The sequence below is a fragment of the Kribbella sp. NBC_00709 genome, from assembly GCF_036226565.1.
Taxonomy (GTDB): domain Bacteria; phylum Actinomycetota; class Actinomycetes; order Propionibacteriales; family Kribbellaceae; genus Kribbella.
Genome location: NZ_CP108996.1, coordinates 7828528 through 7845904, shown reverse-complemented (window position 1 = coordinate 7845904; position 17377 = coordinate 7828528). Strand labels below are relative to the sequence as shown.

Here is a 17377-nt window from a genome sequence, read left to right as displayed (position 1 = left end):
CAGGCCCCCGGGCTGCTACGTCAGAGTTTCGCGCACTGGCCGGACTTCGGGCCGGCGACAGTGTTGGGGTAGCCGGCGTTGGTTGGTGCGGGGGAGTTGCCGGCGCAGGAGAGTGGGCCGCTGATGCGGTTGCCGGAGATGATGGTCGAGCCCGTGTTGTTCTGTACGGAGACCGGGCCCTTGATCGTTGTCGGTGCGCATTCGCCGGCCGGGTTGCCGAGCCAGACCCGGGTCCGGCCCGTGACGCTCACCGGTCCGGACACCGTCGTACCGCACAGGAGGACGTTGCCTGCGCCGGACGCCGACACCGGGCCGCGGAACTCGGACCCGGACGCGTACAGCCCGGCGCCTGCGGCGACGGTCACCGGTCCTGAAACAGTCGCGCCATCGAAGCAGGCGACGCCCGACGATACGGTCAGCGGGCCGTTGTGCGTGCCGGTGAGCATCGACGTACAGGACGGGACACCGGTGGCGACGAACGGCACGACCCAGGTCTGAGCCTGACGGCTGTACGTGACGGTCCCGTGGTACGTCGCGTCGGCCGGGTAGGTGTGGCTCCCGCTGACGGTCATCAGACTTCTGCCCTGACGCTGACTCGCTAGGTAGTCGCGCCCTGCGACACCGGCGGCCTCCGTCGGGGACCCGTCGCCCCAATCGATCGTCGCGGTGACCTCACCCGGCGGAATCGACCCGGCGGCCAGACGTCCCACAGTCGCGTTGGTGACGGTCCTGTCCACGCCGAACCGGGTCAGCGTGCCCATCGATTCCGGATCCCACGGGACCTGGGCGATGGAGCCGTAGTTCACGTTCGCGAACGCCCACCGCGGCCCGGCGACGCTGAGCCGTTGCACGTACGCGTCGTAGTCCTGCGTGAGCACCTTCGGCGACCACGCCTTCTCCATGATCCCGGCCAGCCGCGGGAACACCATGTACTCGTTGGTGGCCAGTCCGCGCATCTGCTCGCCCCAGATCGGCGCCTCGATGCCGATGATGTCCTCGGCCTTCGGTCCGCCGTACGCCGGTTGCGCCCAGACCGAGCGGTACTTCTCGTACACCCACTCCGGGTCCCACGTGTACGCCTTGTCGAGCTCGGTCCTCGGCGTGCGGCCGGGCGAACCGTCGTACCCGAAGTCGAGGTAGGCGTTCCACTCCGGGGTCGTGATGACCGGGCGGTGCTGGTTGAACCATTCGGGCTTGATCAGCGGCGGACCGCCGCCGGTGTAGTCCGACCAGTAGTGGTTGATCGACGTCGAGCCCGGCGCGTAGCCCTCCAGGGCCGGGTTCCAGCCCATCAGCTGCTTGCCGTTGGCGTTGACGATCTTCTCCATCTGCCCGATCCACCACTTGTAGTCCTCGTGGGGCATCCCGATGGCTTCGTCGCCGCCGATGTGGACGATCGGTGCGGGCGAGATCGCGGCAAGCTGTGCGATCGCATCCCGCCAGAACGCGAGCGCCCGCTCACTCGCCGGGTCGTTCGGGTTGGTGCAGAACCGGTCGGTCTGGGTCTGACCCTGGCAGCCCATGACCGCGACGCCGCCCAGAGACCTGACTGCAGCCGTGGCGTGGGCCGGGCCTTCCAGCTCCGGGACGATCTCGATGAAGCGGTCGGCGGCGTACTTGACCAGGCCCTTGAAGTCCTCCTGCGTGTAGAAGCCCGCGATACAGGCCGCACCGTTGCATCCGGTGCCGTCGAGTGCCGGGTACCCCTTGATCTCGAGGCGCCAGGACTGGGAGTCGCTCAGGTGCAGATGCAGCCGGTCGCCCTTCAACGCGGCCAGCTGGTCGATCATCGAGCGGATCTCGGCCACGGTCATGAAGTTGCGGGCCGGGTCGAGCTGAAGACCTCGGTGCGGGTACCGCGGGTAGTCGAGGACCGTGATCGGCTGCGCGATCCAGGGGCCGGCGCCGGCGGCCGGCGAGTTGATTGCTGCGGGCAACAGTTGTCGCAGGCTGATGAAGCCGTTGAAGAGCCCGTGTGCCTGCGGCGCCGCGATCTTCACGCCGGCACTCGAGACGGTGAGCGAGTAGCCCTCGTCGGTCTTGTCGGCCGGGATACCGGACACCGATCCGACCGACAGCGAGATGTCGGCGGCGGTGGCGGAACCCGTCACCACGGGGAGCACGAACCCGGTCGCCGGCCGCAGGTACCCGGCGAGCACCTCGCCGGCGGCGGTGAGGGCGCTGCTGGAGACGACGATCCGCGACTTGGCCGTGAGCTCCCACGGCTGACCGCTGCCGGGGGTCTGCTTCACCGGCACGGGAATGATCTGTCCCACGGTCGGCGGCGGCTTGGGGCCCGACCAGATCTCGAACTCGTTCAGCGTGTACCCGGTGGTGGACGTCGTCGCTGTGGCTTGCATCCGGACGCACGAGACCGGGTCCGTGCGATCGATGACCTGCGAGTCCTTGTCGGCCGGATTCACCACGTGGGTGACCGTCGACCAGGTCTGGCAGTCGGCGTCCGTCGAGACCTGCAGGTCGTACTCGCTCGGCTTGGACGGAGACGTCCAGCGACTGAACACCTCGTACACCGGGGCGGGCGTGGCCAGCTTGACCTGGAACCAGTCCTGCGTCGGGTCGTACCCGTTGCCCACCGACGCGTAGTTCGACGTCCACCCGTTGTGGACGAACACATCGGTCGCGTTGGCGGGCGCGTACGTCGCCGCGGGCGCCGTCGTGCGTTGGGACTTGGCCGACGCGACCGCGCCGGGGAGGAGGGCGAGGTTGACGCTCTCGGTGGCGTCGGCGGACACGGGTGTGCCGGACGCCTGACCTGTCGTCAGTGGGATCAGAACTGCGGCCACCAGCGCGCCGATTGTCAATGCAGGGACAGCGCGGAACGAGATTCTCACGTCACTCCTTTACCGGTGCATGGCGGTGTCACGCGGGCCTGGAGGGCGACCGTACCGGTGATTTTCCGCCCCACCCACCGTGCGCGCAAGAAACTAACGATGAGAAGTTTCGAAACCTACTGGCTTTGCAGCGCGACAGCGATCCGGGCCGCGAGGCCGGCGTTGTTCCGGGCCAGTGCGAGGTTGGCCGGGACGCTCTGTCCGTCCGTCTCCTTCTCGATCCTGCCCAGGACGTACGGTGTGACGGCGGGCCCGGCGATTCCGGCCTGAGCACTCGCCTCCAACGCGGCCGTGAGTACGGCGTCGATGGCGCCGCCGGGATCTCGTCGCCGACCGGGATCGGAACGGTCAGCAGTACGCCGGTCGCCGGCCGAGCACGGTAGCGGAGTACGTCGCAGACCACGCGCTCGTCATCCACACGATGCGGAATCGGCAGACCGCTTGACCGCGTGTAGAAGGCCGGGAACCAGTCATGCTGCCAACCCAGGACCGGGACGCCCGCGGTCTCGAGGTATTCGAGGGTCCGCGGCAGATCGAGGAACGCCTTGGCGCCCGCGCAGACGGTGATGACCGGGTGGTTGGCGATCGCGTCGAGGTCGGCCGAGACGTCGCCGCTGAGTTCTGACCCGCGGTGGACACCGCCGATACCGCCGGTGGCGAAGACCGAAATACCGGCCGCGTGCGCCAGGGCGACCGTCGCCGAGACCGTCGTCACGCCGACGTCCCATCGTTGCGCCTGCGCCACGGCAAGGTCGCGTTCGGCGACCTTGCGGGTGCCTTGCAGTACGCGCTTCTCCTCGTCCGGCAGGAGACCGACATGTGGCCGGCCATCCAGGATGGCGGCCACGGCCGGTACGGCGCCGTGGTCGACGACTGCCTGCTTGCAGAGTTCGAGCGCGTCGGCGTTCGCCGGAGCGGGCAGACCGAGGTTCGAGAAGATCGTCGACTCGAGCGCGACGACGGCGCGGTCTTCGGCCAGAGCTTGGGTCACTTCGTCGGACAGGACGGGTTCAATCACGCGCGACTCCGATCTCATCAGGGGAGAGGGTGGCACCAGGTTCGCGGAGCACCCTGCTGGCAAGGCCGTGGCCGGCTCGGACCGCCTCAACGGCATCTGCTCCGGCGAGTACGGCGGACAAGAACGCGGCGGCGAACGCGTCGCCGGCGCCGGTCGTATCGAGCACTTCTCCGACCGGAGATACGTCGACGGTCACTGTCTTGGCGCCGTCGAGATGAATCTCTGTGGGTTCCACACCGTTCTTGACGACGACCGTCGTACCCGGTTCGGCAAGGCCTCGCAGGTCGCCGACGTCGGCCTCGATCCCGTTGGCGAAGATGTACGTCGGCCGCAAGATTCTGATCAGGTCGCGGAACCGCGTGGGTCCAAGAGCATCGATGAGCGCGATCGAGGACGCGTCGACGGTGAGGATCGCGCCCTCGGCCTGGGCGATGCCGGACGCCCGACGAAGGACAGACAACGACGGGCCGGCGAGGGAGTACGCCGAGAGATGGATCACGTCCGCACCGGAGAGCCACGCGTCGGGTACGTCGGTCAGCTCAGCCGCGGCCGCCCGGTCCGGGTACATCGTGCGTTCTCCGGCGTCGTCCACCAGGATGACGATGGTGCCGGTGCTTCCCTGTCGCTGGACCCGGGCGTCGACGCCGGCATCGACCAGATCCTGCACCAGCGCCGCGCCGGCCGCGTCGTCACCGACCCGGCCGACGAACCGGGTCGACGTACCAAGACTGCTCGCGAAGACGGCGACATTGGAGGCTGCGCCGCCACGTGAGCGCCGGATCCGCGCCGGGTTGTCCGTCCCGGCGCGCGTCGTACCGGCTGACCAGACCACGACGTCTTCGACCAGGTCGCCGATGCAGACGAGAGCATGAGTCACCGCTTCCACCTTCCCGTGCCGGCTACGGATGCCATTCTGTCTGAGTGAGTGCTGGGATGACGGCGGCCGACTGGGCCGCGCAGCAGGTTGCTGCGGTGCGTGATGACCCGTCCGGCCGACTCGCGCTGATGCAGCGGTGCTACTACGGTCCCTACGGAAAGGCGCCTCGGCACCTGCCGTACGGTCGGGCGGCGACCTCCGCGATGCGGTGGGAGCTGCGGCGCGGTGTGTTGCAGCCGCCGTCCAGCGACCGGCCTGGCAGTCCGTGGTGGCGAGCAGCGAACGAGCGGGTACTCCGCGACGGCTGCGAAGCGGTCGCACTGAGCGGAGACCTGCCCGGCACGTCCTCGTCGCGGACCGTCGACTTCTGGTTGTCCTTCGCGGAGTACCCGACCGCACGGGCATGGTGGCGGGCGCACAACGGGAGCGTCGTCGCGGCGTACGTCGAGCATCGTCAGCTGGCCGAGGCGGAGACGGCCGCGGAACGATTCTTCATGAACGTCGTACTGTGCCGCGTCCTGTATGCGCATGCCCTCGTCGCAGCACCACGGCTCGCTCTGGGCTGGCTTCGCCCGATCGCGCCGCTGCTCGGCGATCCGAGACTCGGGATGACCGGGATCTTCTTCCAGCTCTCCCGAGTCCTGCCGGACGAGTACCCGCTCCGCGACGACCCGCGCTTCTACCTCGGCCAGGAGCTCGGACTCGGCCGGCTCCTGGACTTCGGTGTGATCGTCCCGCGCCTGCAGCAGATCTACGAGTGGTCCGCGCACGAGCTGGCCGAACCGGGCCTGCTCGAATTCATCGCCGACGGAACGCTGACCTACGCGTGGCCGCTCGACGACCGAGACGTCTGGAGACCCCCGCCGTCGCTCGCACTCCAACTGTCTCGCCGGCTGCTGCCGCCGCAACGACGCGTTACTGGGCGTAGCGGCTGATGAGGGTGTTCATGGCTTCGTCGATGGCCGAGTCGATGTGGTGGCGGGACGGGTCTTCGTCGTACCACGCGACGATCTCGCGGGCTCCGGTTTCGAAGGGGATCGTGGCGACGTAGTCCGGTACCACCTGGCGGAGTTTGGTGTTGTCGAAGACGGCCGAATGGGTCTTGTCTCCGAGGAGACCATCGCCCCAACCCGGATGGACGGCAGCGATAGCGTCGGACGGGACGTGGACGATCTGCGCTGTCGTGCCGGCCGCGGCGGCAAGGGTGTGCGCGATCTGGTCCCAGGTCAGGACGTCGTCGGAGGTGATCTGGAACGTGTCGCCGATCGTGCGCGGGTGACCGAGCAGCGGGACCAGTCCGCGGGCGAAGTCGCGGTGGTGAGTGAGGGTCCACAGCGACGTGCCGTCACCGTGTACGACGACGGGTTGGCCGCGGCGCATGCGCTCGACGATCGTCCAGCCGCCGTCGAACGGGACCAGTGTGCGGTCGTAGGTGTGAGAGGGCCGCACGATCGTGACCGGGTAGTTCTCGTCGCGGTACAGCCCGGTCAGCAGGTCCTCGCAGGCGATCTTGTTGCGTGAGTACTGCCAGAAGGGGTTGCGCAGCGGCGTCGACTCGGTGATCGGCAGCCGGGCCGGTGGTGTCTGGTACGCCGAGGCCGAGCTGATGAACACGTACTGGCCGACGTGTCCGCGCAGCGCGTCGGTGCGAGCCCGCACCTGCTCCGGCGTGAACGCCAACCAGTCGACGACCACATCGAAGTCCTCGCGGGCGATCGAAGCCAGGGTCGCCGGATCGTCGAGGTCAGCGGTGATCTGTCGCGCTTCGGCCGCGAGTGGCCGGGTCGAGGTCTTGCCGCGGTTGAGGACCGTGAGCTCGAGCCCCGACTCGACGGCCCGCGAGGAGCACGCCGAGCTGATGATCCCGGTCCCACCAAGAAAGAGAACACGCAGGGATGTCATGGGTCCAGCATCTCGCACGCAGCGGCAACCAGTTGCCGTCCGGGAGTGGCGTAGCCTCGTCGACTGACGGATCCGCAGCAATCCTTCACGAGAGAAGCCGCCCATGCTGAGAGTTCTTCGTGTTGCGTTGGTGATCACCTGTCTGATGTCGGCCGGAGTGGCCGGCCCGGCGGAGGCGTCGACGACGGCCGCGTCGGATCCGGCGCGCGCCGAGCTCCGGGGGATCGTCGAGAACGTCGTCGGCGCCACCGGGAAGCGGTACGGCGTGAAGGACGACGCCGGTCATGTGATGGATACGGTCAAGATCATCCAGGACCCGGCGGGCGGATATCTCGCCGTTTCGCACCATATGGCCGCCGACGGGCACTTCCGGGTGAACCTGGCCACCTCGTCGGATCTGCTCAACTGGCACTGGGTCCGTGAGCTGGCCGGGAGCAACACCGGGCCGGCGTCGCAGCCGACGATCGTCCAGGCGTCGAACGGAGGGTTCCTGCTCGCGTGGGAGCAGGAGCAGCCCGGCGGCGGCAACAACCACCTCGCCTTCCGGTACTTCGCGACTCGCGCAGATCTCCTGGCCGGCAACGTCAGCCGCGCGTACGACGCACCGCGGCAGCTCTCGTCGTGCGCGGAGGGTACGCCGAACATCTACAGCGTCACGTTGTCGCCCGACATCGACCACTCGAGGATCGACATCGGCGGCCACTACTGGTGGAACTGCGATCGCGACCGGCAGCAGCGCGGTACGCTCACCAACTTCAACTCCTGGTCCACCTCCGCCCAGCCGAACTTCGACAACGCCCTGCTCTACTGGGGCGTCAACGGCAACATCGGCGACCGGGACAACACTGCCTTCCGCGGCTACAGCTTCGGGCTGATCGAGGGGCAGTACACCAAGGGCGACTTCGGTTCCTGGCGCACGTTCGTCTACGACTACCAGACCGGCAACGCCGACCGTACGACGATCCAGACCAATGGCGGCAGTACGGCGTTCGCCAACCCGACCATCACCAACCTCACTGCCCCCAACGGCCAACCCGCCCTCGTCGTCACTCTCTTCATCCCGAGTGAAGGTGCCGTCGCGGGCGAGTCGGGCGAACTCATCTACTACAAGACCTACTGACTGCGGAGCAGCAGGTGGAGCGCGCTGTGGCTGGCCAGGCCGCCGAGGGCGCCCAGGGCGCGGAAGTTCAGGGTGACGTCGACGACGGTCGGGGCGTCGAAGCGGACTCGGATGGCGCCCTCCTGGCGTGGTTCGCCGGTGAGGTCATGAGCCGGGAGATCCAGCTCGACGCCGGGCACCGGATCGCTCTCGATGACCAGCTGGCCGGTGACGTAGCCGTCGTTGACGATCGTGACGTCGATCGGGTGCCAGTGACCGGTTGCGACGGGCTCCAACCGGGTCGCGGTCCGGGCGACGTTCACCCGGGCCTCCGGGTTGATCGTGACCGAGATCGGGGCCTTCGTGTCGACCGGGCCGCAGCAGCCTGCTGGTTCGCCGTACATCAGTCCACCTCGGATTCGTCTCGACGGGTCAGGTACGCGGCCTGCGCGGCGTCGTACGCCTCGCGGGCCTCGGCTCGCTCGGTGTCGCGGATGAAGCCGGACTTCGCCTTCCAGAGCGCGTCGACCGAATCGTGCAGCCACTGCGCGCTCCGCCGCGACGCCCGGATCGGCCGGCCGGCGATCTCGACGAAGATCGGCTGGGTGTGCACACTGCGCAGGATCCGCAGCGCGACCCACGACGACCGCTCCAGCGGTACGTCGAACTCGACCGCCTGCTCGTTGCCGTCGGCAACCAGCTCCTGCGAGGCGACCGGGATGCCGTTCACCAGCACCTCGACGAGCACGGTGCGGGTCCGGCCGATACGCGACCGCTCGAGGTGCCACCCGACCGGTGCGCTGTACGCCGGCTGACCCGCCGCGGGCAACGCCGGCGGCTCCTCGGGCAACCACGCTGCAACGGTCGCACTGACCCGGACCGGTCCGGCCGCGTCCGTCGTACGCTCACGGCTCGTATCGCCGTCGACGGCGAAGTCGTACACGTGGCTGCGCCCGTCGCCGAAGTACGACGCCCTGTCCTTCAACCCGCCGAGCCACGCCTCCAGTGCCTGCGAGCCCTGCGGCGGCTCGGCCAGCTGGACGTACGTACGCCCGACGCCGGGACCGTCGTCGTAGATGCAGGGGTAGTCGGTCTCGCCGAGCATCAGAGTGCGGTAGCCGACGTTGAGCAGGTGGTACCAGATGTTCAGCTCGACGGCCGGCGCGAACTCGGCGCCGCACTGGAAGTCGGCGGCACCCAGCGGTACGTCGACGATGATCTCGTTCGAGCCGATCGACTGGAATCCCGGGACGACGTAGTTCGGCAGCTCGTCGGTGCCGACCGATAGGCCGAGCCCGCAGTGCGCGTACCCGACCATCGCGTTCTGCGCGTGGCCCCACCGCATCACCGGCAGGTTCCACGACGGCCAGTCCTCGATCACCTTGGTGCCGGGATAGTCCTGGTCGGTGAGCCCGAGCAGGATGACGTGACCGGAGTGGCTGGACGGGAAGCCCGAGACCTCGAGGTCGTACCGGAGCAGGCTCTGGCTGTCGTGGTCGGTGTCCTGCGGATCCCAGTTCATGCCCTGGGCCCGCTGCATCGCGGGGTACTCCAGCTCGGCGCGCGGGCTGATCGACGAGCCGCTGAAGAACTGCTTCTGATGGTAGTAGCAGGGACCCCAGGTGAGCACGCTGCCCATCCACAGGCCTTCGCCGCGGACGTGCCGGATCATCGTCTCGGGCGTGACGCCCTCGGACGGCACGCTGTAGTGCGAGCAGCCGCCGGCGTGGATGTGCGGGTCACCGGAGTAGTAACCGTGCCGCGCCGGATCGGCCCACCGATCGAGCTCGATCGTGACCGCGTCGTCCTCGGCGGACAGCTCGACCTCGACCCGCACCTCGCGGTACTCCGGACCGCGGCGCGCAGAGATCTCGTACTGACCGGCCGGGAGCGTGATCACCTCGCCGGTCGCGCGGTACACGTGCTCGTGGAAGAACATGTCGGGTGCGAGCCGCATCCCCTTCGACGGGTAGGAGCGCCGCTGGGAGTCGCGAACGGTGAGCGCCGCAACGCAGCTGCTGCCGTCGGGCTCGCGGATGTCGAACCGGATATCGCGGGCCGGCAGGCAGTCGAACTCGTACGTCGCTGCGTACGGGCGACTCTCGGAGCTCATCCGCCGCCAGGCCTTCGCGAACGGCGGCCTTGTGTAGCTGTGCTCAGCCTCCTCGACGGCCAGGGTGAACCCCAGCTCGCCGTCGTGGGTGCCGCTGTCGCGGCTGTACAGGCTGATCACCTTGTACTCGACGTCCAAGCCGGACACATCGGTCGGACCGGCCAGTTTCACCTCCAGCCGGCTGCGCTCGATCCGCGGGACGATCGTCAACGTGTCGGCTATCGCGATGCGCGCGGCGTGGCTGTGGTAGTCGATCGTGCCGAGCACATGGTTCGACTGCGCAGCCAGATCGCCGAGCAGTCGATGCGGGTTCTCGATCCGGACCAGGAAGCTTCGCCAGCCATGCTGGACGAGGCGCGGTGGCGCGGTGCCCGGCGTACTGGCGGTCAGGCCTTGCTCGTCGATGCGGACATCGACGATGACATACGGACGGAGCAGGTCCTCGACCGCAGCGGAGGACTGGGAATCGTCGGCCAGCTTGGCCAGTTGGCCGGCAATGTCGTCGGGTAGTGGTTCACCGATGTCGCGGAGTTTCTCAACAGCTCGGGTCGCAGAAGCGTGCAGCGGTTGGAACACGGGGCCTCCTCGGGGTGCACCGGCCCTCGAGCTTAGCCGTCCGGCGACGGTGGCCCGACCCATTTTTCCCGGGCCACCGTCGGATGGCTCAGGCGAGCTCGGACCGTACGGCGCGGGCCGCGTCGACGAGGTTGTGCAGGGAATCGCGGACCTCGGGACTCGTGGTGGGTCGATGTCGTACACACCGGGGCCGACGCCGCGTGGGAAGCCGGCTTCGTGCGCGACTTGCATGTACGAGCGGGCCGCTTCGAGGCTCGCGACGTCGGCATCCATCTCGTCGAGTGCGTTGAGGATGTCGCCGAACTCGACGTAACACATGTGCGTGTGGATCTGCGTGTCCGCTCGCACTCCGCTGATCGTCAGCCGGAACACCTCGGTGCTCCATTCGAGAGCACGAGGACGTCGAGGCCGGCCTTCTCGTGGAACAGGAAGGAACGTTCAGGTCCTAATCCATCACTCGGGGTCCGGGCCGGCCGGATTGGTCCTGCGGTCTGCCGCTCGCCGGGATACCCGACTTTGAGAAGCCACCGACCACAATTCCGTGCTGGAACTGGGCGGTGGCTTCTCAAAGTTGGGTGGAGACCGAGGCGAAGGTGCTACGGTAAGCGCGGAATGGTTTTCATTATCAATTGGTGAGGGCGGGTGCGCTGTGAGGCTGCGTGGTTCGGCAGGGGTCCTGGCGGGGGTGGCGGCGGTCGCGCTGCTGTCCGCCTGTGGTGCGTCCGGGGGAGATGCCGCCGCGGCCGGCGCGTCGACACCGACGGCGGGGGTGCGGGTCGTGGCGTCGACCAATGTGTACGGCGGCATCGTGCGGCAGATCGCGGGGGACAAGGCCGAGGTGACCGCGGTCATCTCCGACCCGGATCAGGATCCGCACTCCTACGAGGCGAACGCGCAGACCCAGCTGTCGCTGTCGAAGGCGCAGGTCGTGATCGAGAACGGCGGGGGGTACGACGACTTCATGGACACGATGCTGAAGTCGGCGGGCAACACGTCGGCGAAGGTGGTGAATGTGGTGGACATCTCAGGTCACAAGGCTCCGCCCGGCGGCGAGCTCAACGAGCACGTCTGGTACGACTTCCCGTCCATGGAGAAGCTGGCCACACAGTTGGCGACCACGCTGTCCGAGGTCGATTCCGCGAACAGTTCGACGTACGCCGCGAACGCCGCCGCCTTCACCGGGAAGGTGAAGCAGCTCGAGGCGACCGAGGCCGCGATCAAGTCGGATCACAACGGCGCCGGCGCCGCGATCACCGAGCCGGTGCCGGTGTACCTGCTGACGGCCTGCGGGCTGGTGAACAAGACGCCGGGCGAGTTCAGTGAGGCGATCGAAGAGGGGACGGATGTTCCTGCGACGGTGCTGCAGGAGACGCTCGGACTGTTCAGCGCGAAGCAGGTCAAGCTGCTCGCCTACAACGAGCAGACGTCCGGTCCCGAGACCGAGAAGGTGCTCGCGGCCGCGAAGGCGAACGGCGTCGCCGTCGTGCCGGTCACCGAGACGTTGCCCGCGGGCAAGGACTACCTGGGCTGGATGACCGCCAATCTGGACGCAATCCGTTCGGCGCTGTCCTGAGTCCGGCGGTGGATCTGATGAGGGTTCTGCAGTTCGACGACGCTTCCTTCGGCTACGGCCGCCGCCGGTTGTGGGGCGGCCTGACGATGGACCTGCGCGCGGGGGAGTTCCTGGCGGTCCTGGGCGGCAACGGATCGGGGAAGACGAGCTTGCTGAAGGCGGTCCTCGGGCTGCATCCGTTGACCTCCGGGACCGTCCGGGTCGTGGGCGTGCCGCCGCACCGGGGCAGCACGAAGATCGGCTATGTGCCACAGCACCGGCGCATCGACACGCTCACTCCGCTGCGGGCCCGGGATGTCGTCGGCCAGGGGCTGGACGGCCATCGCTGGGGGATTGGGCGGCCGGACCGGACGCGGCGCCGGCGGATCGACGAGGTGCTCGAGTCGGTCGGTGCGCACGAGTTCGCCGATCGGCCGATCGGGTTGCTGTCCGGGGGTGAGCAGCAGCGCGTCCGGATCGCGCAGGCCCTGGTTGCCGATCCGAAGCTGCTGTTGTGCGACGAGCCGCTGCTGTCGCTGGATCTCAACAGCCAGCGCACGATCTCAGGCCTGGTCGATCGCCGCCGCCGTACGCACGGCACCGCGATCGTGTTCGTCACCCACGACATCAATCCGGTGCTGCCGTACGTCGACCGCGTGCTCTACCTGGCGAACGGGCGCTTCCGGACGGGGACGGTCGACGAGGTGATGACGTCGTCGACCTTGAGCGAGCTGTACCGGTCCCCGGTCGAGGTGGTTCGTTCGGGCGGCCGGGTGCTGGTGGCGGGTGTTCCCGAGGACACCCATCACACCGAAGTACTGCGGGCCGGGTGAGATAGATGCTCATGGCAACGGTGCGGGTCGGCGTGTGGCACGAGATCTTCAACTTCGCCAACTACGGCGAGCTGCTGGCCCTGGTGCGGAACTCGATCCTCGCCGGCGTGGTCCTGGGGATCGTTGGCGGTTCGATCGGTGTGTTCGTGATGATGCGCGACCTGCCGTTCGCCGTCCATGGCATCAGCGAGCTGTCGTTCGCGGGAGCCTCGGGCGCGTTGCTGCTCGGGATCAACGTGGTCGCGGGCTCGCTGATCGGTTCGATCCTGGCGGCGGTGCTGATCGGCGTACTCGGAAGCCGTGCGCGGGACCGGAACTCGATCATCGGCGTGCTGATGCCGTTCGGGCTGGGGCTCGGGGTGCTGTTCCTCGCCTTGTACAAGGGCCGGGCGGCGAACAAGTTCGGTCTGCTGACCGGGCAGATCGTCGCGGTCGACACTCCGCAGCTGTCCTGGTTGATCGTCACCGGTGCGGTCGTCCTCGTCGGACTGCTGATTGTGTGGCGGCCGCTGATGTTCGCCAGCTCGGACCCGGAACAGGCCGCGGCTCGCGGTGTGCCGGTTCGCCTTCTGTCACTGGTGTTCATGCTGCTGCTCGGCCTAGGTGTCGCGATCTCGGTGCAGATCGTGGGCGCGCTGCTGGTGCTCAGCATCGTGGTCACGCCCGCGGCCGCGGCGCTCCGGATCGCGGCGTCGCCGTGGCTCGTGCCGGTGCTGAGTGTGGTGTTCGCGACGGTGTCGCTCGTCGGCGGCATCCTGCTCGCGCTCGGCGGCAGCCTGCCGATCAGTCCCTACGTCACCACCATCTCGTTCCTGATCTACCTCGCCTGCCGGCTTCCCGCGATCACCGGGTCTCACGGAAGGTTTGGCTGAGTACGTCGAGGCCTTCGTGCAGCAGGTTGTCGGGGATCGAGAGGGGCGGGAGGAACCGCAGTACGTTGCCGTGGGTGCCGCAGGTCAGGACGACGAGTCCTTGGGCATGCGCGGCCGCGGCGATGCGTTTCGTCAGGTCGGCGTCGGGGTCGGTGGTGCCGGGAACGACGAGTTCGACCGCCATCATGGCGCCGCGACCGCGGATGTCCCCGATGCGGTTGTCCTCGGCCTGGAGGGCGGTGAGCCGCTTCAGCATCGTTTCCTCGATGGCACGGGCCCGGTCGACCAGGCCTTCGCGTTCGATCGTCTCCACGACGGCGAGGGCGGCCGCGCAGGCGATCGGATTGCCGCCGTACGTTCCGCCCAGTCCACCCACGTGGGGCGCGTCCATGATCTCCGCGCGCCCGGTGACGGCGGACAGCGGGAGGCCGCCGGCGATGCCCTTGGCGGTGACGATCAGGTCGGGTACGACGCCCTCGTGCTCGCAGGCGAACATCGCGCCGGTCCGGGCGAATCCGGTCTGTACTTCGTCGGCGACGAACACGACGTTGTTCGCGCGGCACCACTCGACCAGCGTCGGCAGGAACCCGTCGGCCGGCACGATGAAGCCGCCTTCGCCCTGGATGGGTTCGATCACCAGCGCGGCGAGGTTGGCGGCGCCGACCTGCGTCTCGATCACGTCGATGGCTCGCCGCGCCGCGGTCACGCCGTCGAGGCCGCCGTCGCGGAACGGGTACGACAAAGGAGCGCGGTAGACCTCGGGAGCCAGCGGTCCGAAGCCGCTTTTGTACGGCATGTTCTTGGCGGTCATCGCCATGGTCAGGTTCGTGCGCCCGTGGTACGCGTGGTCGAAGGTCACGACGGCCTGTTTGCGGGTGAAGGCGCGGGCGATCTTCACCGCGTTCTCGACAGCCTCGGCGCCGGAGTTGAACAGCACACTGCGCTTGTCGTGGTCGCCGGGTGTGATGCGGTTGAGCGTCTCGGCAACGGCCACATAGCCGTCGTACGGCGTGATCATGAAGCAGGTGTGCGTGAACGCCTGGACCTGGTCGGTCACCGCGGACACGACACCGGTGGCGCTGTTGCCGACCGTGCTGACCGCGATGCCGGAGCCGAAGTCGATCAGCGAGTTGCCGTCGGCGTCGACGAGCACACCGCCGCCGGCCGCGACGACGTACACCGGCAGCATCGTGCCGACGCCTTGCGCGACCGCCGCCACCTTCCGCGCCTGGATCGCCTGGGAGACAGGTCCCGGGATCGAGGTGATCAGACGTCGTTCCTGGGGCAGCGAAGGCCCGCCGATAACGGTCATAGCTGTGACGGTAGAAGCGATGTGACCAGCCGTGAATGGCAGCAATGCACAATCGATCGGAGCTAGGCTGTGCATCGTGGTCACCGTCGCGGAGATCGTGGATCTGCCGGGTCTGCGCCTGAGCGCTGTGCACCTGCCCGCGCCGGACCGATCCGTGCGCTGGGTGGCCGCGAGCGAGCTCCCCGATCCGGCGCCGTTCCTCGAGGGATCGGAGCTCCTGCTCACGACCGGACTGGACACCAAGGCGTGGCGCTCCCAGTGGGACGGGTACGTCGCCAGGCTCGCCGACGTACCCGTTGCCGCGATCGGGATCGGCACCGGCCTGACCCACCGGACGCCGCCGCGCGGCTTGGTGGCTGGGTGCGAGCGGCACGGAGTCAACCTGATCGAGGTGCCGCACGAGACCGCGTTCGTGGCCGTCAGCCGACTGACCGCTGAGCTGCTGGAGGAGTCGGAGGCGAAGGCCACCCGCGCTGCCTTCGACCTTCAGCGGCGGCTGACCGCGGCTGCGACGCGCCCTGATCCGACGGTCTCGGTCGTGGACACGCTGGCCCGGCTGATGTCGGGTGCCGCGTGCATCATGTCCGCGGACGGTGAGCTGCTGGTCGGACCGTTCGGGCCGGAACGGGACGCATTGCCACGGGATCAGATCGTTGTCGAGATCGCTCGCATCAGGCGGCAGGGCCTTCTCGCCGCGGCATCCGTCGCCGGTATCGCAGTTCATCCGCTCGGGCTGACCGGGCGTCCCTCGTCGTACCTTGCCGTCCTTGGATCCCCGACCGCGGGGTCTCGTGGTGCGATCACCACGGCGGTCTCGCTGCTCGGCCTGATCGCCGAACAGGAACGCAGTCGCACGGAGTCTCGCCGATTGATCCACGACAAGGCAGTGCGCTTGCTGATCGACGGCGATCCGACGACAGCTCAGCTGATCCTCGAGGTCCAGCCGGCCGGTTTCGGTCTGCCGAGCACGGTGCGGATCCTGCGAGCAACCGGCGCGGACGAGCAGCTCGACGACGCGCGGTCGCAACTCGACGTACTGCGAGTTGTCGCCGGGGGAGACGGTGAGCTGTGTGCCGCGGCGCCGGCAGATCGTGCGGAGCGACTGGCCGAGCAACTCGCGGGATCGGGGCTGCTCGTCGGGGTCGGTCAGGCCACTGCGCTCGCCGAGGCTCGGGCGAGCCATCACACCGCCGGCTTGGCGCTCGCTCACGCGACCGAGTCGACGCCGGTTGTTCCGTGGGAACGGATCCGTGGCGAGGGACCCGTGACGCTGATCGCTCCGGATACCGCGGCCGCCTTCGCCACGTCGCTTCTCGGTGCGTTGGACCCGGTGCAACTGGCTACCTTGAGATCGTTCCTCCGCCATCACGGCGCAGTACTCAAGGTCGCCGAGGACCTGGGCATCCATCGGAACACGGCCCGCAACAGACTGGCCGCCATCGAGACCGAACTCGGTGGGTCCCTGGACGACCCGCAGCTGCGAGTCAACGCCTGGATAGCACTTCAAGCGCTCTTAGCGCACTAATGGTTAGTGGGATAGCCTGGACGGAACGACGTCTGATGGAGGTCCCCGTTGAGTGACTTCGGCGATATCGACCCGCTGGAGCTGGAGAACCAGGTGTGCTTCGCGCTGGCCGTGGCCGCGCGCAGTGTGATCGCGGTCTACCGGCCGCTGCTCGATCCGATGGGGCTGACCCACCCGCAGTATCTGGTGATGCTGGCGCTGTGGCAGCACGCGCCCCTGTCGGTCAAGGAGCTCAGCCGCCTGCTGCAGCTCGAGCCCGCAACGCTTTCCCCGTTGCTCAAACGGCTGGAAGCCAGCGGGTACGTCGAGCGCCCGCGCGCCCGGACCGACGAGCGCGCACTCGCCGTCACGCTGACGCCGGCGGGCTGGCGGCTGCGCAACGAGGCCGAGAAGATCCCCGCGGCGATCGTGAGCCGGCTCGGCATGGAGGTGTCCGAACTGCAGCACCTCCACCAGGTCCTGACCCAGGTGATCGCCGCCGCCAATGTGGCGAACGCCAAATAGTGAGTGCACTAATCATTAGGGTACGATGAGGGTATGCGCCGGAGAACACCGAAGCCCATGAAGATCGAGACGGTTCAGCGTTGGGTCGCCTCGGTCATCCTCTTCCATGTCGGCAGCGTCCCCGCGATCACGCTGGCCGTCTACAGCATCGGCGTCGCCGAGAAGGAGTACGGCCGAGGTGTCGGGCTCTGGCTGATGTCCGGAGTCATCGGTGTGCTCACGGCCGCCGGCATCCTGCTCATCCACCAGCGATCCCTGCGCTCACTCTGGCTCGTCCTCGGCCTCCTGCCCACGGTGGTCACCGGCTTCTACATTTTCTGACGCCGCTCGTCTCCGGCTCGC

15 protein-coding genes and 1 pseudogene are annotated in these 17377 nt (G+C 68.1%); 8 read left to right on the top strand and 8 right to left on the bottom strand.

Annotation, left to right across the window (positions count from 1 at the left end; all coding sequences use genetic code 11):
- Positions 1 to 20: 20 nt before the first annotated feature.
- From OHA18_RS38285 to OHA18_RS38275, 3 genes are read right to left on the bottom strand one after another with little or no spacing between them, the layout of a single operon-like run.
- On the bottom strand, positions 21 to 2852 hold the full coding sequence (locus OHA18_RS38285) for a beta-N-acetylhexosaminidase (protein WP_329000276.1): 2832 nt from the start codon (positions 2850 to 2852) through the stop codon (positions 21 to 23).
- A 28-nt stretch (positions 2853 to 2880) separates the two neighbouring features.
- On the bottom strand, positions 2881 to 3870 hold the full coding sequence (locus tag OHA18_RS38280; protein ID WP_442914356.1) for a pseudouridine-5'-phosphate glycosidase: 990 nt from the start codon (positions 3868 to 3870) through the stop codon (positions 2881 to 2883).
- Entirely contained in the window at positions 3863 to 4747 is an 885-nt protein-coding gene (locus tag OHA18_RS38275; RefSeq protein WP_329000275.1) for a carbohydrate kinase family protein, read from the bottom strand. The genes OHA18_RS38280 and OHA18_RS38275 overlap by 8 nt, the downstream gene beginning before the upstream one ends.
- 44 nt (positions 4748 to 4791) lie before the next feature.
- On the opposite strand from OHA18_RS38275, the gene OHA18_RS38270 reads away from it, so the two are divergent.
- On the top strand, positions 4792 to 5682 hold the full coding sequence (locus tag OHA18_RS38270; protein ID WP_329000274.1) for a hypothetical protein: 891 nt from the start codon (positions 4792 to 4794) through the stop codon (positions 5680 to 5682).
- Here OHA18_RS38270 and OHA18_RS38265 read toward each other — a convergent pair.
- The gene (locus OHA18_RS38265) at positions 5663 to 6649 is read right to left on the bottom strand and encodes an NAD-dependent epimerase/dehydratase family protein (RefSeq protein WP_329000273.1); all 987 of its coding nucleotides are present in this window, start codon (positions 6647 to 6649) and stop codon (positions 5663 to 5665) included. The genes OHA18_RS38270 and OHA18_RS38265 overlap by 20 nt on opposite strands.
- Positions 6650 to 6752: 103 nt before the next feature.
- Between OHA18_RS38265 and OHA18_RS38260 the strand changes: the two genes are divergently transcribed.
- Complete coding sequence (locus OHA18_RS38260) at positions 6753 to 7769, top strand: hypothetical protein (protein WP_329000272.1); 1017 nt, start codon at positions 6753 to 6755, stop codon at positions 7767 to 7769.
- Here the strand turns inward: OHA18_RS38260 and OHA18_RS38255 are convergent.
- The 3 genes and pseudogenes from OHA18_RS38255 to OHA18_RS38245 all read right to left on the bottom strand — a co-directional run.
- A complete protein-coding gene (locus tag OHA18_RS38255; RefSeq protein WP_329000271.1) occupies positions 7763 to 8152 on the bottom strand; it encodes a hypothetical protein in 390 nt (129 codons plus the stop codon). The genes OHA18_RS38260 and OHA18_RS38255 overlap by 7 nt on opposite strands.
- The gene (locus OHA18_RS38250) at positions 8152 to 10437 is read right to left on the bottom strand and encodes a CehA/McbA family metallohydrolase (RefSeq protein WP_329000270.1); all 2286 of its coding nucleotides are present in this window, start codon (positions 10435 to 10437) and stop codon (positions 8152 to 8154) included. The genes OHA18_RS38255 and OHA18_RS38250 overlap by 1 nt, the downstream gene beginning before the upstream one ends.
- Before the next feature lie 162 nt (positions 10438 to 10599).
- Positions 10600 to 10845: pseudogene (locus OHA18_RS38245) on the bottom strand (5-methyltetrahydropteroyltriglutamate--homocysteine S-methyltransferase); the annotation flags it as partial.
- A gap of 241 nt (positions 10846 to 11086) precedes the next feature.
- Between OHA18_RS38245 and OHA18_RS38240 the strand changes: the two are divergent.
- Genes OHA18_RS38240 through OHA18_RS38230 form a run of 3 tightly spaced genes read left to right on the top strand, consistent with a single transcriptional unit; the run spans position 11087 to position 13694 of the window.
- Positions 11087 to 12010: a metal ABC transporter solute-binding protein, Zn/Mn family gene (locus tag OHA18_RS38240; RefSeq protein ID WP_329000269.1), complete on the top strand. Its 924-nt coding sequence runs from the start codon at positions 11087 to 11089 to the stop codon at positions 12008 to 12010.
- Positions 12011 to 12027: 17 nt separating this feature from the next.
- Entirely contained in the window at positions 12028 to 12822 is a 795-nt protein-coding gene (locus tag OHA18_RS38235; protein ID WP_329000268.1) for a metal ABC transporter ATP-binding protein, read from the top strand.
- Positions 12823 to 12833: 11 nt separating this feature from the next.
- Positions 12834 to 13694 carry a metal ABC transporter permease gene (locus OHA18_RS38230; RefSeq protein WP_329006201.1) on the top strand — a complete coding sequence of 287 codons (861 nt, stop codon included), beginning with the start codon at positions 12834 to 12836 and terminating at the stop codon, positions 13692 to 13694.
- On the opposite strand, the gene gabT is transcribed toward OHA18_RS38230, so the two are convergent.
- A complete protein-coding gene (gene gabT / locus OHA18_RS38225) occupies positions 13666 to 15006 on the bottom strand; it encodes a 4-aminobutyrate--2-oxoglutarate transaminase (RefSeq protein WP_329000267.1) in 1341 nt (446 codons plus the stop codon). The genes OHA18_RS38230 and gabT overlap by 29 nt on opposite strands.
- Positions 15007 to 15082: 76 nt before the next feature.
- On the opposite strand from gabT, the gene OHA18_RS38220 reads away from it, so the two are divergent.
- From OHA18_RS38220 to OHA18_RS38210, 3 genes are read left to right on the top strand one after another with little or no spacing between them, the layout of a single operon-like run.
- Complete coding sequence (locus OHA18_RS38220; RefSeq protein ID WP_329000266.1) at positions 15083 to 16531, top strand: PucR family transcriptional regulator; 1449 nt, start codon at positions 15083 to 15085, stop codon at positions 16529 to 16531.
- 48 nt (positions 16532 to 16579) lie between these two features.
- A complete protein-coding gene (locus tag OHA18_RS38215) occupies positions 16580 to 17035 on the top strand; it encodes a MarR family winged helix-turn-helix transcriptional regulator (protein WP_329000265.1) in 456 nt (151 codons plus the stop codon).
- Between the two features lie 57 nt (positions 17036 to 17092).
- The gene (locus tag OHA18_RS38210; RefSeq protein ID WP_329000264.1) at positions 17093 to 17356 is read left to right on the top strand and encodes a hypothetical protein; all 264 of its coding nucleotides are present in this window, start codon (positions 17093 to 17095) and stop codon (positions 17354 to 17356) included.
- The last annotated feature ends 21 nt before the right edge of the window (positions 17357 to 17377 follow it).

Excerpts from the sequence above, each read along its gene's own strand:
- OHA18_RS38255 (WP_329000271.1), bottom strand. The coding sequence starts at position 8,152 with ATGTACGGCGAACCAGCAGGCTGCTGCGGCCCGGTCGACACGAAGGCC.
- OHA18_RS38260 (WP_329000272.1), top strand. The coding sequence starts at position 6,753 with ATGCTGAGAGTTCTTCGTGTTGCGTTGGTGATCACCTGTCTGATGTCG.
- OHA18_RS38235 (WP_329000268.1), top strand. The coding sequence starts at position 12,028 with ATGAGGGTTCTGCAGTTCGACGACGCTTCCTTCGGCTACGGCCGCCGC.
- OHA18_RS38230 (WP_329006201.1), top strand. The coding sequence starts at position 12,834 with ATGGCAACGGTGCGGGTCGGCGTGTGGCACGAGATCTTCAACTTCGCC.
- gabT (WP_329000267.1), bottom strand. The coding sequence starts at position 15,006 with ATGACCGTTATCGGCGGGCCTTCGCTGCCCCAGGAACGACGTCTGATC.
- OHA18_RS38265 (WP_329000273.1), bottom strand. The coding sequence starts at position 6,649 with ATGACATCCCTGCGTGTTCTCTTTCTTGGTGGGACCGGGATCATCAGC.
- OHA18_RS38210 (WP_329000264.1), top strand. The coding sequence starts at position 17,093 with ATGAAGATCGAGACGGTTCAGCGTTGGGTCGCCTCGGTCATCCTCTTC.